The organism is Mesorhizobium sp. M7A.F.Ca.CA.004.06.1.1 (genome assembly GCF_003999135.1).
Taxonomy (GTDB): Bacteria; Pseudomonadota; Alphaproteobacteria; order Rhizobiales; family Rhizobiaceae; genus Mesorhizobium.
The window spans coordinates 1-12,059 of sequence record NZ_RZPQ01000100.1; the positions used below are offsets into that span (position 1 = coordinate 1).

15 protein-coding genes are annotated in these 12,059 nt (G+C 64.1%); 4 read left to right on the forward strand and 11 right to left on the reverse strand.

Going from position 1 to position 12,059, the window contains the following annotated elements; translation table 11 throughout:
- Positions 1-1,358: DEAD/DEAH box helicase (locus tag EN906_RS09070; RefSeq protein WP_164777136.1), on the reverse strand; the 1,358-nt coding region annotated here is incomplete at its 3' end.
- A gap of 438 nt (positions 1,359-1,796) precedes the next feature.
- On the opposite strand from EN906_RS09070, the gene EN906_RS09080 reads away from it, so the two are divergent.
- Positions 1,797-2,831 (forward strand): aspartate-semialdehyde dehydrogenase, encoded by a 1,035-nt coding sequence (locus tag EN906_RS09080; RefSeq protein WP_023814446.1) that lies wholly within the window; start codon positions 1,797-1,799, stop codon positions 2,829-2,831.
- A gap of 162 nt (positions 2,832-2,993) precedes the next feature.
- On the opposite strand, the gene EN906_RS09085 is transcribed toward EN906_RS09080, so the two are convergent.
- Complete coding sequence (locus EN906_RS09085; protein ID WP_127268219.1) at positions 2,994-3,401, reverse strand: ACT domain-containing protein; 408 nt, start codon at positions 3,399-3,401, stop codon at positions 2,994-2,996.
- 162 nt (positions 3,402-3,563) lie between these two features.
- Here EN906_RS09085 and EN906_RS09090 point away from each other — a divergent pair, with 162 nt between their 5' ends.
- The 3 genes from EN906_RS09090 (at position 3,564) to EN906_RS09100 (ending at position 5,412) form a co-directional block, all read left to right on the forward strand.
- The gene (locus EN906_RS09090; RefSeq protein WP_236382962.1) at positions 3,564-4,493 is read left to right on the forward strand and encodes a bestrophin family ion channel; all 930 of its coding nucleotides are present in this window, start codon (positions 3,564-3,566) and stop codon (positions 4,491-4,493) included.
- A 111-nt stretch (positions 4,494-4,604) separates the two neighbouring features.
- Complete coding sequence (locus EN906_RS09095; RefSeq protein WP_127268218.1) at positions 4,605-5,015, forward strand: DoxX family protein; 411 nt, start codon at positions 4,605-4,607, stop codon at positions 5,013-5,015.
- 133 nt (positions 5,016-5,148) lie between these two features.
- Complete coding sequence (locus EN906_RS09100; RefSeq protein ID WP_127271330.1) at positions 5,149-5,412, forward strand: glycine zipper domain-containing protein; 264 nt, start codon at positions 5,149-5,151, stop codon at positions 5,410-5,412.
- Between the two features lie 80 nt (positions 5,413-5,492).
- Here the strand turns inward: EN906_RS09100 and rpsP are convergent, their stop codons facing one another.
- From rpsP to EN906_RS09145, 9 genes are all read right to left on the reverse strand, one after another.
- The gene (rpsP, locus tag EN906_RS09105) at positions 5,493-5,894 is read right to left on the reverse strand and encodes a 30S ribosomal protein S16 (protein ID WP_013528800.1); all 402 of its coding nucleotides are present in this window, start codon (positions 5,892-5,894) and stop codon (positions 5,493-5,495) included.
- Positions 5,895-5,945: 51 nt separating this feature from the next.
- Positions 5,946-6,272, reverse strand: coding sequence for a chorismate mutase (locus EN906_RS09110; RefSeq protein ID WP_023811329.1), 327 nt, complete (start codon positions 6,270-6,272; stop codon positions 5,946-5,948).
- A gap of 7 nt (positions 6,273-6,279) precedes the next feature.
- Positions 6,280-7,839 carry a signal recognition particle protein gene (gene ffh / locus EN906_RS09115; RefSeq protein ID WP_127271191.1) on the reverse strand — a complete coding sequence of 520 codons (1,560 nt, stop codon included), beginning with the start codon at positions 7,837-7,839 and terminating at the stop codon, positions 6,280-6,282.
- Positions 7,840-8,183: 344 nt separating this feature from the next.
- Complete coding sequence (locus tag EN906_RS09120) at positions 8,184-8,471, reverse strand: addiction module antidote protein (protein ID WP_127269503.1); 288 nt, start codon at positions 8,469-8,471, stop codon at positions 8,184-8,186.
- 2 nt (positions 8,472-8,473) lie between these two features.
- The gene (locus tag EN906_RS09125; RefSeq protein ID WP_127269504.1) at positions 8,474-8,761 is read right to left on the reverse strand and encodes a type II toxin-antitoxin system RelE/ParE family toxin; all 288 of its coding nucleotides are present in this window, start codon (positions 8,759-8,761) and stop codon (positions 8,474-8,476) included.
- A 92-nt stretch (positions 8,762-8,853) separates the two neighbouring features.
- Positions 8,854-9,786, reverse strand: a complete 933-nt coding sequence (locus tag EN906_RS09130) for a type II CAAX endopeptidase family protein (RefSeq protein ID WP_127269502.1) — start codon at positions 9,784-9,786, stop codon at positions 8,854-8,856.
- A 154-nt stretch (positions 9,787-9,940) separates the two neighbouring features.
- Complete coding sequence (locus tag EN906_RS09135; RefSeq protein WP_127269501.1) at positions 9,941-10,540, reverse strand: DUF1236 domain-containing protein; 600 nt, start codon at positions 10,538-10,540, stop codon at positions 9,941-9,943.
- A gap of 63 nt (positions 10,541-10,603) precedes the next feature.
- Positions 10,604-11,701, reverse strand: coding sequence for a putative zinc-binding metallopeptidase (locus EN906_RS09140; protein ID WP_127269500.1), 1,098 nt, complete (start codon positions 11,699-11,701; stop codon positions 10,604-10,606).
- Positions 11,702-11,791: 90 nt separating this feature from the next.
- Positions 11,792-12,059, reverse strand: a 268-nt coding sequence (locus EN906_RS09145; RefSeq protein ID WP_164777137.1) for an FAD-dependent oxidoreductase, incomplete at its 5' end; no start/stop codon positions are given.

Consider the following 12,059-nt stretch of genomic DNA (forward strand, 5'->3'; position numbering starts at 1 on the left):
GCAAACCCTCCGCCCGCCGGTCTTTCACGCGACGGCGTGAAGGGCGCGATCTCCATGAGGTCCTCGGGCGCCGAGCGGCTGGCGCGGCACTGGCGCACGAAGGCAGCGGCCACCTGTTCGGCGCCATGTCTGGCGAGCAGCGCGTCGATGAAACCGCGTTCGTCGTCCTTCACCGGCTCGTCGAAAACCGGGTCGGCCAGGATGCGCTCGTCGTCGCGCCGCATCACGTCGTCGGCCGAGGGCGGGCTCGCCCATGTTGCCTTGAGGCCGGCGTTCTGCAGCAGCCGCTCGGTGCGCTTGCGGGCGCTGTTGGGCACGATCAGCGCGCTGACGCCCTTGCGCCCGGCGCGGCCGGTGCGGCCGCTGCGGTGAAGCAGCGTTTCCGGATTGGTCGGCAGATCGGCATGGATGACCAGCTCCAGATTGGGCAGATCGATGCCGCGCGCCGCGACATCGGTGGCGATGCAGACTTTTGCGCGGCCGTCGCGCATTGCCTGCAAGGCATGGCTGCGCTCGTTCTGGCTGAGCTCGCCCGAAAGCGCCACGACGGAGAAGTTGCGGTTGTTGAAGCGCGCGGTCAGATGATTGACGGCGGCACGCGTGTTGCAGAACACCAGCGCGTTCTTGGCTTCGTAATAGCGCAGCACGTTGATGATGGCGTTCTCGCGGTCGGGCTGGGCGACGCTCAGCGCCCGGTATTCGATGTCGAGATGCTGCTTCTCCTCGCCGGCGGCCGAGATGCGCACCGCATCGCGCTGGTAGCCCTGGGCGAGCGTGGCGATCGAGCGCGGCACGGTGGCCGAGAACATCAGCGTGCGGCGTTCGGCCGGAGCAGCGTCGAGGATGAATTCGAGGTCTTCGCGAAAGCCGAGATCGAGCATTTCGTCGGCCTCGTCGAGCACCACCGCCTTCAGCGCCGACATGTCGAGCGAGCGCCGGGTGATGTGGTCGCGCAGCCGGCCGGGCGTGCCGACGACGATATGGGCGCCGCGCTCCAGCACACGCCGCTCCGAGCGCATGTCCATGCCGCCGACGCATGACGCCACGGTGGCGCCGGTCAGTTCGTAGAGCCATTCCAGTTCGCGCGTCACCTGCAAGGCGAGTTCGCGCGTCGGCGCCACCGCCAGCGCCAGCGGTGCGGCGGCGTGGCCAAAGCGCTCCGCGCCCTCAAGCAGGGTCGGCGCCAGAGCGAGGCCGAAGGCCACCGTCTTGCCGGAGCCTGTCTGCGCCGAAACCAGCGCATCGGCCTCGCCGAGTTCCGGCGCCACAACCGCCTTCTGGACGGGCGTCAGCTCGGAATAGCCGCGTTTTTCCAGCGCCCTTGCCAGCGCGGGAACGAGTGCATCGAAGTTGGACATCTTACTCTTTCGGAATTCGGATTCTTATATGCCCAGCAATGGGCCTGTCTTCGGCGGGCGTCGGGACGCTCCATGAGCCGGATGGTCATGCCGTTCGTACTTCGTGCCGCCGCCATTGTACAGGGCAACAGGACGCTCATCGCAATTGACTCTTGACGCAAACCGCGTAAAAGCCCGCTTTGAACGGGATCGTTTTTCGATGCGCGGCCTTTTGATGGCTCTTCTTGCATTCGATGCCCCCAGCCTCAATGCACATCATTGGGCCGGGCGCGTCGGCGCGTCCCCTCGTTCCAGCAAAACTATGGCCAAAACCACCACCAAAACGGTGTGACTCCCTTGGCCTAACCACCCTCTCCCGGGTTCGGCCCGGGGGACGGAACCCGCATCGGCCAGCGGGTTTCTCCAAAAACCAAGCGGAGAGGGACAGGAGATTTTTCGATGAGTTTCAAGGTAGCGATCGTCGGCGCCACGGGCAATGTGGGCCGGGAAATGCTCAACATACTGGAAGAGCGCGGCTTTCCGGTAAGCGAAGTCGTGGCGCTGGCGTCGCGGCGCAGCCAGGGCACGGAAGTGTCGTTCGGCGACCGCACGCTGAAGGTGAAGACGCTCGACCAGTATGATTTTTCCGACACCGACATCTGCATCATGTCGGCCGGCGGCAGCGTCTCCAAGGAATGGTCGCCGAAGATCGGCAAGCAGGGCTGCGTCGTCATCGATAATTCGTCGGCCTTCCGCTACGACCAGGACGTGCCGCTGATCGTGCCGGAAGTGAACCCGGACGCGATCTCGCTGTTCACGCGCAAGAACATCATCGCCAATCCGAATTGCTCGACGGCGCAGCTGGTGGTGGCATTGAAGCCACTGCATGACTTCGCCACCATCAAGCGTGTCGTCGTCGCCACCTACCAGTCGGTGTCGGGCGCCGGCAAGGAAGGTATGGACGAACTCTTTACCCAGACCCGCGCGGTCTTCGTCGCCGATGGCGTCGAGGTCAAGAAGTTCACCAAGCGCATCGCCTTCAACGTCATCCCGCACATCGACGTGTTCCTCGACGACGGCTCCACCAAGGAAGAGTGGAAGATGGTCGCCGAGACCAAGAAGATGCTCGACCCCAAGATCAAGCTGACGGCGACCTGCGTGCGCGTGCCGGTGTTCATCGGCCATTCGGAAGCGGTCAACATCGAGTTCGAAAAGCCGATCACCGCCGACGAGGCGCGGGATATCCTGCGTGAAGCCCCAGGCTGCCAGGTCTTGGACAAGCGCGAGGACGGCGGCTACATCACGCCGCTGGAATCGGCCGGCGAGGACGCCACCTTCATCTCGCGCATCCGCGAGGATTCGACCATCGACAATGGCCTGTCGATGTGGATCGTCTCCGACAATCTGCGCAAGGGCGCCGCACTCAACGCGGTGCAGATCGCCGAGTTGCTGGTCGAGCGCGGCCTGATCCAGCCGAAGAAGAAGGCGGCTTAGTTTTCGCTCACGGGCCGTATCGCCGCTGCCGCGGCGGGCCCTCCGCGGGGGCGCCGAACGATCGGCGGCCCGCAGTCGCGTGCTCGGCCTTTGGCCGTTAGCTCCCTTCTCCCCGTTCACGGGGAGAAGGTCCCGGCAGGGGGATGAGGGGCAGCACCAGCCTCAGCTTCGATTCTCAGCCGCCAACCCAACCAGCAGCTCCAGCGCTTCCTCCGCCCGGTCGGCGGGGACGAACAGATGGTCGTGGTAGAAGGCCGAAACCGGGTTCACGCCCATGCCGGCGGCGGCGAGGCGCGTGGTGATGGCGGCGAGGAAGCCGACGGCCTCCAGCGACGAATGGATGTTCAGCGTGACCATCCGGCAGCGGAATGACGCGGTCAGTGCCGCAGCGATGGCCTTCTCCTCGGTTACGATCAGCGTCACGCCCTCGCGCTCGCGAAACACCATCACCGGCTCGAGGCCTTCCGGCTGAGCGACGCCAGGCGCCAGCGTGGCGAAGACATAGGTGCCGGCCAGCAGTTCCGGCGTCATCGATGCCAGCAGTGTCTTCAGATCGGTCTCGCCGGTCATTCGTTTCTCTCGCCTGCAGAAATGGGCCGCAGCCCACGTGCTCTTCAATATCCGCGACCGGCGCGTGCCGATAGTCCTGGCGCTGCAAGGACGACATGGCGATGTCGCTGGCGGCTGGGCTTGCGGACCTGTCGCATCGCACAATAGAGGAGCTGAGGGCCGATGCCGGTCCGTGAAAGGCCTTCGATGATCGTTCGCCCGCGCCCCACATTCCTGCAGCTGTTCTTCATCATGCGCGGTTCGGTCGTGCCACGCATCCTGCCGCAGATATTGGGCTTCGCGCTCTATTCCGCGATCATCCTGGCCGTGGCGCGCCGGTTCCAGCTTGATTTCAGCGTCTTCAACATCACGCCTTTCGGCCTCGTCGGCGTGACATTGTCGATCTATCTCTCGTTCCGCAACAACGCCGCCTACGACCGTTGGTGGGAGGCGCGCAAGCTGTGGGGCGCGCTGGTCTTCGAAATGCGCAACCTGGCCCGCGCCACCACCAGCCTCATCCCGGACCAGACCGAGCAGCGCGCCCTGCTGATGGAAGCGCTCGCCTTCTGTCATTTCCTGCGCGGGCAGTTGCGCAAGATCGACAGCATGAAGGATGCCCGCGCCTTCATCGACGCCGAGGCGGACAAGGCCGCAGCCTTTTCCAATCCGGCAGATGAGATGGTCAGGCGCATGGGCCGGCGTGCCAATGCGCAGCGCCGGGCGGGCGATGTCGACTCGATCGGCTTTCGTATCCTCGATGAGAGGCTCGCGTCGATCGCCGCCATCCAGGCCGGCTGCGAGCGGATCGCCGGTACGCCGTTACCCTTCGCCTACACGCTGCTGGTGCATCGCACGGCCTATATCGTCTGCCTGCTGCTGCCGATCGGCCTGATCTCGACCACCGGTTGGGCAACGCCGCTGTTCACGGCGCTGATCGCCTACACCTTCTTCGGCCTCGACGCGCTTTCGGAAGAGCTCGAGGATCCGTTCGGCACCGAGGCCAACGACCTTGCACTCGACGGCCTCTGTCGTGTCTGCGAAATCTCGGTATTCGAAGCGCTGGGCGAGACCCCGCCGAAGATGATGCCGGCGGAAAAGTTCTATTTTTCGTAGGCGAAGGCGCGCGGGCTTAAAACAATCCGGACCTCTGTCGGATCGCAGCCCCATGCCACGTCCTTGGTTCGACCCCAGCGAAAAGGGCTCGAACCACTAGGAGGGACCACCATGAGCATTTCCGAAACCGCGCCCGTCTCGCCGGGCGCTTTATGGACCGGCCGCGCGCTCAGCGGCGTTATCGTGCTGTTCATGATCTTCGATGGCGTCATCAAGCTGCCGCCGCTCGATGTCGTCACCCAGACGATGGTGCCGCTCGGCTGGCCGGCCGATGCCAATGTCGCGCGCATGCTGGGCGTCATCAGCCTGATCTCGACCGCTCTCTATGCACTGCCGCGCACCTCGGTGCTCGGCGCCATCCTGCTCACCGCCTATATGGGCGGCGCTATCGCCACCAATGTCCGCGTCGACAACCCGCTGTTCTCGCACATGCTGTTCGGCGTCTATCTCGGCATTATCCTGTGGGGCGGCCTGTATCTGCGCGATGCCAGGGTCCGCGCGCTGATCCCGTTCAGCCGTTAGATCCAGATCGAAGCATCGCTTTCCGCTGAAAGCCTGACCCTTTGCCGGGTAATGTCTCAGGGATCGAATCGCGGAGTTGCGAGTTAGAGATTCGCCTGGCGGCGGAGGCGGCTCCTATCGGAGAGGAACGATGATGAAGAAAATGATGCTTTTGATGGCGCTGCTGGTGCCGCTCGCCGCTTGTTCGCAAACGGAAAAAGGCGCGGCCGTAGGCGGCCTCGGTGGCGCTGCCGTCGGTGCGGCGGTCGCTGGCGATCCGGTTGAAGGCGCCGTCGTCGGTGGTGCTGTCGGCGCCGTTGCCGGCGCGCTGATCGGCCGGGCGAGCGAGCGTGGCGAATGCCGCTACCGTGATCGCCGTGGCCGCGTCTACGTCGACCGCTGCCCGGACGGTTATTGATCGGCAGCTCTTACAGACAGAACTGGACAGGAAAACGGCGGGCACATGGCCCGCCGTTTTCCTGGATGCGAATAGAGCAATTATTCGGCGGTGGCGGCTTCCGCCTCGGCCGGTGCAGCGGCGGCGGCCGCAACAGCAGCAGCGGCATCTTCCTGCGCCTTCTTCAGAAGGGCAGCGCGTTCCTGCGCCTTCTTGCCCGGCTCGGCCTTCTTCGGGTTGGAACGGGCGTCGCGCTTGACGAGGCCGGCCTCGTCGAGGAAGCGCAGCACGCGGTCGGTCGGCTGGGCGCCATGCGCCAGCCAATGCTTGACGCGGTCGGCGTCGACCTTGACGCGTTCGCCGTCCTTGGGCAGTAGCGGGTTCCATGAGCCGATCGACTCGATGAACCGGCCGTCACGCGGCGAACGGGCGTCGGCAATGACGACGTGGTAGTAAGGACGCTTCTTCGAGCCCGCACGGGCCAGTCGGATCTTCAAGGGCATTTATTTTCTCCTAAAAAGGCTGATTTGGTTGGTCGGTTGGTGGCTGGTTTCTCAGCCGGCTTTCATCACGCCGTTGGAAGCGGCGATCTGTTCGTGGTGGCGGATCACTTCGCGGACGACGAAGTTGAGGAATTTTTCCGCGAAATCCGGGTCGAGATGGGCATCCTTCGCCAGCTGGCGAAGCCGGGCGATCTGCTGCTGCTCGCGTGCCGGGTCGGCCGGCGGCAGGCCATGCGTCGCCTTCAGCACGCCGACCGCCTTGGTGCAGCGGAAGCGCTCGGCCAGCATGTGGATGAGGGCCGCGTCGATGTTGTCGATCGAGGCGCGGTAATCGGCCAGGAGAGCGCGGGCGTCGGCCATGTCCTTCTCTTCGTTCATGGCGTCCTCACTTCTTCTTGCCAAGGCCGGGCAGCCCGCCACCGCCGAGGCCGGGGAGCCCGGGGAGTTTCATGCCGCCGGGCAGACCGGGCATTCCGCTGGGCAGGCCACCGCCGCCAGGAAGGCCTTTCATGCCGCCGCCGAGGCCGGCTGCCTGTGCCTGCTTCTGCAAAGCTTCGAGCTGCTTGGGGTCCATCTTCGACAGGTCCGGCATGCCGCCGCCCATCATGCCGCCCATCATGCCGCGCATCAGGCCGCCGCCTTTGCCCTTGCCGCCCATCGCCTTCATCATGTCGGCCATGCCGCGGTGCATCTTGAGCAGCTTGTTGATTTCGGCCGCGTCGGTGCCGGAACCGGCGGCGATGCGCTTCTTGCGCGAATGCTTGAGCAAATCGGGATTGGCGCGCTCGGCCTTGGTCATCGACGAGATGATGGCGAGCTGGCGGCCGAACATCTTGTCGTCGAGACCGGCGGCGGCCATCTGGTCCTTCATCTTGCCCATGCCGGGCATCATGCCCATGATGCCGCCCATGCCGCCCATCTTCGACATCTGCTGAAGCTGACCGGCGAGATCGTTCAGGTCGAACTTGCCCGACTGCATCTTCTTGGCCATCGCCGCCGCCTGTTCGGCGTCGATGTTCTCGGCGGCCTTTTCGACGAGCGAGACAATGTCGCCCATGCCGAGGATGCGGTCGGCGATGCGCTTGGGGTGGAATTCCTCCAGCCCGTCCATCTTCTCGCCAGTGCCGATCAGCTTGATCGGCTTGCCGGTGACGGCGCGCATCGAAAGAGCCGCACCGCCACGGCCGTCGCCGTCCATGCGGGTCAGGACGAGGCCGGTGATGCCGACGCGCTCGTCGAAGCTCTTGGCCAGGTTGACTGCGTCCTGGCCGGTCAGCGAATCGGCGACCAGCAGGATTTCGTGCGGGCTCGACACCTTCTTGATGTCGGCCATCTCGACCATCAGCGGCTCGTCGATATGGGTGCGGCCGGCGGTGTCGAGGATGACGATGTCGTGGCCGCCGAGCTTGGCCGCCTGCACGGCGCGGCGGGCGATGTCGACCGGCGACTGGCCGTCGATGATCGGCAGCGTGGCGACCTTGACCTGTTCGCCGAGCTGGCGAAGCTGCTCCTGCGCGGCGGGGCGCCGCGTGTCGAGCGAGGCCATCAGGACCTTCTTGTTCTGACGCTCGGAAAGACGCTTGGCGATCTTGGCCGAAGTGGTCGTCTTGCCCGAACCCTGCAGGCCGACCATCATGATGACGATCGGCGCCGGGGCATTGAGATCGATGGCGACGCCTTCGGCGCCGAGCATCTCGACCAGTTCGTCATGGACGATCTTGACGACCATCTGGCCGGGCTTGATCGACTTGACCACGGCAGCGCCGACGGCCTTCTCGCGCACCTTGTCGGTGAAGGAGCGCACCACTTCCAGCGCCACGTCTGCTTCGAGCAGCGCACGGCGCACCTCGCGCAGCGCCGCCGAGACATCAGCCTCCGATAGCGCGCCGCGGCCGGTCAGGCCGTTCAGGATCGAACCAAGACGTTCCTGTAGCGATTCAAACATTCGTTTTCCTTTTCCCTGGCATCCGGATGATGCCCGAGAGGTAATGCGTTCGCGCCCAGTGTCCAACCAAAAGCCAAAACCAAAAAGCACCCGGGGGCGCTCAGCGCTGCCGGGTGTTGGCCTCCAGGATCGATTTACAGCACTTCACCTCAAAGAGGTTTCGGCGTCCTGGTCGGCTTGCTCGGAGGGATACTCGTCGCGGAATTCGGGGCGTGTAGACAGGAAATCGGACACGGAGTCAAGACGAAGACCGGATTGCAGGGCGTGCGGCAGCCACGGCAGTGGTTGCCGGCATGCGAATTGGGCAAACAATTCTGCGCGCGAGGGGTCTTTGGAAACCCTGATTAACTAGACGGCTCGGCTGTGATCTTCACCCCGAGCGCCTTTGTGACACCCAGTAGCGTCGAAAGGCGCGGGTCACCGTCTGGCCTCAGTGCTTTGTAAAGAGCTTCACGAGTGACGCCTGCTTCCTTTGCAACAGCGGTCATGCCGCGCGCACGAGCAACAATGCCGAGCGCGTTTGCTATATAGCCAGGGTCGCCGGTCGCAAAGGCGTCGGCCAGCAGCTCGGCCTGCCCTTCGGCGCTGCCAAGATGCTCGGCGGGATCAAACGGAACGGTTTCGATTGCCATGATCATAGCTCCCTGGCCATCTGAATGGCCTTTTTGATGTCGCGGCCCTGGCTGGACTTGTCGCCGCCGCAAAGCAGGATAATGATTTCGTTGCCGCGCTTGATGAAATAGAGGCGGTATCCAGGGCCAACGTCCAACCGAAGTTCGCCGATGCCATCGAAATACTTCACGTCTCCGATGAGGCCGGACTGGACGCGGGCGATGCGGATCGCGATCTTTTCGGCGGCCCGCTTATCCCTCAGGCTGTTGAGCCAGTCGCGAAAGTCGGTGGTTTGGCGAACCTCGACCATCTGTGAACTATAGTTCACAGGCTTGATGTGTCAATCCATATGTGAAGAATAGTTCACAGTCCGCAACAGCCTAGACGGATTTCCCGGCTCGACTATGGAAATTCGGCGGCGACCTTGAGCGGCGAACGCGGATGTAGAAGCAGCACGATGGTCAGCATGCTGCAGGCGATGCCGATGAAGGCGATGAGAACCGCATCCGACGTCGCCCAGCCCGGTCCCTCGAGCGGCCTGGCATTGAACAGGGCGAAGGAATTGTAGCTTTCCTGATGCGAGATCAAGAGAAACCCGGTCAGGTTGTTGCCGAGATGAGCACCCAGTGCGGCGCCGAGATTGCCGGTTGCGTAGACGATAAGCGTCAGCAGCAGCGCGAAAGCGGCGATCGACGCCAGCACGCAAGCATTGATGGCTGGTGACGAACTCGCGCTCCAATGCAGCGAGGTGAACAGCAGGGCCGGCAGCAGGGCCCAGATTACCGGGCTCGTGAACCGGCTGGCGAGACCGCGCAGCAGATAGCCGCGAAACAGCAGCTCTTCCGAAGAGGTCTGCACCAAGGTGAGCGCGGCGATCGGGATCGCAAACAGCAGCCAGGATGACAAGCTGATCGGGCCACGCGTGATCTGCGGCTGCAAGAGATAGAGCAGGACCTCGGATATGAACGACGTGATCAGCACGGCGATCAGCCCTTTGAGGAAGTCGGGCCATGAAACTCGTCGGCTGTTGCCGATCAGCGCCGACAGCTTCTCGCCATGCACCCAGCGCATCGCGACCCACAGGCCGATCCAGATGCCGGCAAACGAGACGAGCGCGGTGAGGATGCCGAGGGGCGAAGCGAGGAAGCCCTGAATGCCGGATGATGGGGTCGCCTGCCAGGCGATGAACGCATAGGTGCCGCCGACCAGCACGGCCACGGTGGTTGCTGCCCAAAAAAGGACCACGATCCCCGTTCCGAGCAACAGGCGCGGTAAGGTCGTCCTGGCGTTCGGCGAATGCCTGTAACGCTCGAAGGCGGCCGGATCGATGGTCACGCGGGCTCCCTTGCCAAAGTCATCGCCTATTGACTAACCGATGGCCGGGAAAATCGGAATGGTTTTCCGCAAAGGACTAGGCCAGAGCGCAGGAGAGCGCCGCGCGGCGGCGCGGCCTGCTGGCGGCCGCTGCTGTCACAGCGGCCGCTTGTCGTCAGCGAACGACGTACATGATGCGCCGGGTCTGCGGATCGATCAGCGCCCGCTGGCCGTTCACATAGACATAGCGGTAATTGTAGTCCGGAATCTCGCGCAGCTCGACGGTGTCGGGCAGGGTCGCGCCGGTCACCACTTCGCCTTCGAGATAGATGGGATCGAGGCGATGTGTATCGACATAGGTGCGGACTTCAGCCGGAGGCGGCGGGAAGTCATCCACGACCGGATCGCTGGCGATGATCGCGCCGGTATAATCGGTCGAGTAGTTGCCGATGTCCTCCGGCGGCGAGACGACAGCAACGCTGGAGCGCCGTTCCGTCAGCACCACGCGGCTGCCGCCGATATCGGCCGTCACATAGTCGGAATAGACCCAGCCCTGGCCGCCGGCCTCGGCTATGGTGCACCATTTGCTGTTTTCGATGCAGCCATTGAGCGTTGCCGACTGGCCGGCGGCGAGCACGCCGATCACGGGATATTGCGGGCCGGGTCCGGCGCGCACGTTAAGATCGGTGACGGCTGAGACGGCGGTATCGGCAAACGCGGCGCCTGACATCACGGTCAGCATTCCGGCTACCGCAGGAAACAACAGGGATTTCATGGTTTCTCTCCGTTTTCATGGTCCCTCGCCAGCGAAAACGGGGCAGCAGCTCATGCGTTCCCGCTAAAGCGCCTGCGCCAACTCACGATTTGTTCCGTGTTCTCCAGGCAAATCGGTCAGAAGTTCGTGAACGAATTCCAATTTCCGTGCCGTGACGTCCGAAATGACAAAGGGGTAGAGGTCGGGCAGGCCCATGCAGCGGTTGATCGAATTGGAGGCTTCCGACAGCACCAGCCAGCGGGGAAGAATCTTTTCGAAAGGCTGGGGCGCGGTCGCCGGCTCCGAGGGTGCGGCCTGCAACCCGCCGCCTGTGTCGCCGCGCGGCAAGTCGTTGGCCTCCACCGTCTCCAGCCGGCCGAGCGGAAAGTTCAGCGCGTGCACCATTTCCAGCGTGTCGGTGATGTGCAGGTGATGAGCCCAGGTCTCGGCCCAGTCTTCCCATGGATGCGAGGTCGCATAGGCCGAGATGTGGCCTTGCTGCCAGTCGGGCGGCGCACCATTGGCATAATAGGCCTTCAGCGCCTGTTCGTAATCGGCGCGGTCGTCGCCGAACAGTGCGCGGAAAGCTTCGAGCCTGTGCGGATCGTCGCGGATGAGGCGGTCCCAGTAATAGTGCCCGAGCTCGTGGCGGAAATGACCGAGCAAGGTGCGGTAGTTCTCGCCCATCTCGACGCGCCGCTTCTCGCGCTCGGCCGAATCCGCCTCGGCGACGTTGAGCGTGATCAGGCCATTGTCGTGGCCGGTAAGAATCCGCTCGCCGCCGGGGCCGCCGCCGATCGGATCGGCGAGGAAGTCGAATGCCAGGCCGATCTCGTCGGCCGGGTTCTGCTTGGGCGCCACCGGCAGCCCGAAGGCCAGCAGCGAGTAGATGGCGCGCTTCTTCGCCGCTTCGACACGGATCCAGCGGCGGCGGTTGCCGTCGACGGAGAGATCCGGGATCAGCTGGTTCAGCACGCAAGCGCGGCAAAAAGCGTGACCCGGTTCCGCCATCCAGTTGCAGGCGCATTCATCGGCGTTGGTGCACTGGAAGACGCCATCGACGCCCGCCAGCGCAAAACAGGCGTGCTCGGGATCGTAGAGCACGGGGTTCCCGCAGTTCAGGCACTGGGCGTTCTCGAAATAGATGCGATGGCCGCAATGCGGGCAGTCGAAGAGTTTCATGTCGGTCTCAATTCACCGGAGGTGACACAAATGTTCACGGCGGCCCGTGCCCAACGCGAACAGCCGCGCGGTGTTCCACATTACCTGAAGCTATTTGGCCGCAAGCTGGGCGACAACCTGCCTTGCCACCGCCTCGCCCGACAGCCGTGCGCCGCCGCAGGTCTGGACCAGCGAGCCGGCCAGATGCTCGCCGGCGAAGAAGATCTTGTCGGCCACCGGCTGCATGAGTGCGGCGCGCGCCAGTGAACGGCCGGGGCGGGCCGCGGCATAGGCGCCGCGCACGAAGCGCTCGCCGCCCCAATTGGTCATCATTGCGCGTCCGACATGCTTGCGCGTATCGCCGCCGAAGATGCCGCAC

Bases quoted from the DNA above. Each gene is read 5' to 3' on its own strand.
- EN906_RS09085 (WP_127268219.1), bottom strand. From the start codon at position 3,401: ATGACCGGCGAGACCGATCTGAAGACACTGCTGGCATCGATGACGCCG.
- EN906_RS09100 (WP_127271330.1), top strand. From the start codon at position 5,149: ATGAAGAAAATGATGCTTTTGATGGCGCTGCTGGTGCCGCTCGCCGCT.
- EN906_RS09095 (WP_127268218.1), top strand. From the start codon at position 4,605: ATGAGCATTTCCGAAACCGCGCCCGTCTCGCCGGGCGCTTTATGGACC.
- ffh (WP_127271191.1), bottom strand. From the start codon at position 7,839: ATGTTTGAATCGCTACAGGAACGTCTTGGTTCGATCCTGAACGGCCTG.
- EN906_RS09135 (WP_127269501.1), bottom strand. From the start codon at position 10,540: ATGAAATCCCTGTTGTTTCCTGCGGTAGCCGGAATGCTGACCGTGATG.
- EN906_RS09140 (WP_127269500.1), bottom strand. From the start codon at position 11,701: ATGAAACTCTTCGACTGCCCGCATTGCGGCCATCGCATCTATTTCGAG.
- EN906_RS09110 (WP_023811329.1), bottom strand. From the start codon at position 6,272: ATGAACGAAGAGAAGGACATGGCCGACGCCCGCGCTCTCCTGGCCGAT.
- rpsP (WP_013528800.1), bottom strand. From the start codon at position 5,894: ATGCCCTTGAAGATCCGACTGGCCCGTGCGGGCTCGAAGAAGCGTCCT.
- EN906_RS09090 (WP_236382962.1), top strand. From the start codon at position 3,564: ATGCCGGTCCGTGAAAGGCCTTCGATGATCGTTCGCCCGCGCCCCACA.
- EN906_RS09125 (WP_127269504.1), bottom strand. From the start codon at position 8,761: ATGGTCGAGGTTCGCCAAACCACCGACTTTCGCGACTGGCTCAACAGC.
- EN906_RS09120 (WP_127269503.1), bottom strand. From the start codon at position 8,471: ATGGCAATCGAAACCGTTCCGTTTGATCCCGCCGAGCATCTTGGCAGC.
- EN906_RS09080 (WP_023814446.1), top strand. From the start codon at position 1,797: ATGAGTTTCAAGGTAGCGATCGTCGGCGCCACGGGCAATGTGGGCCGG.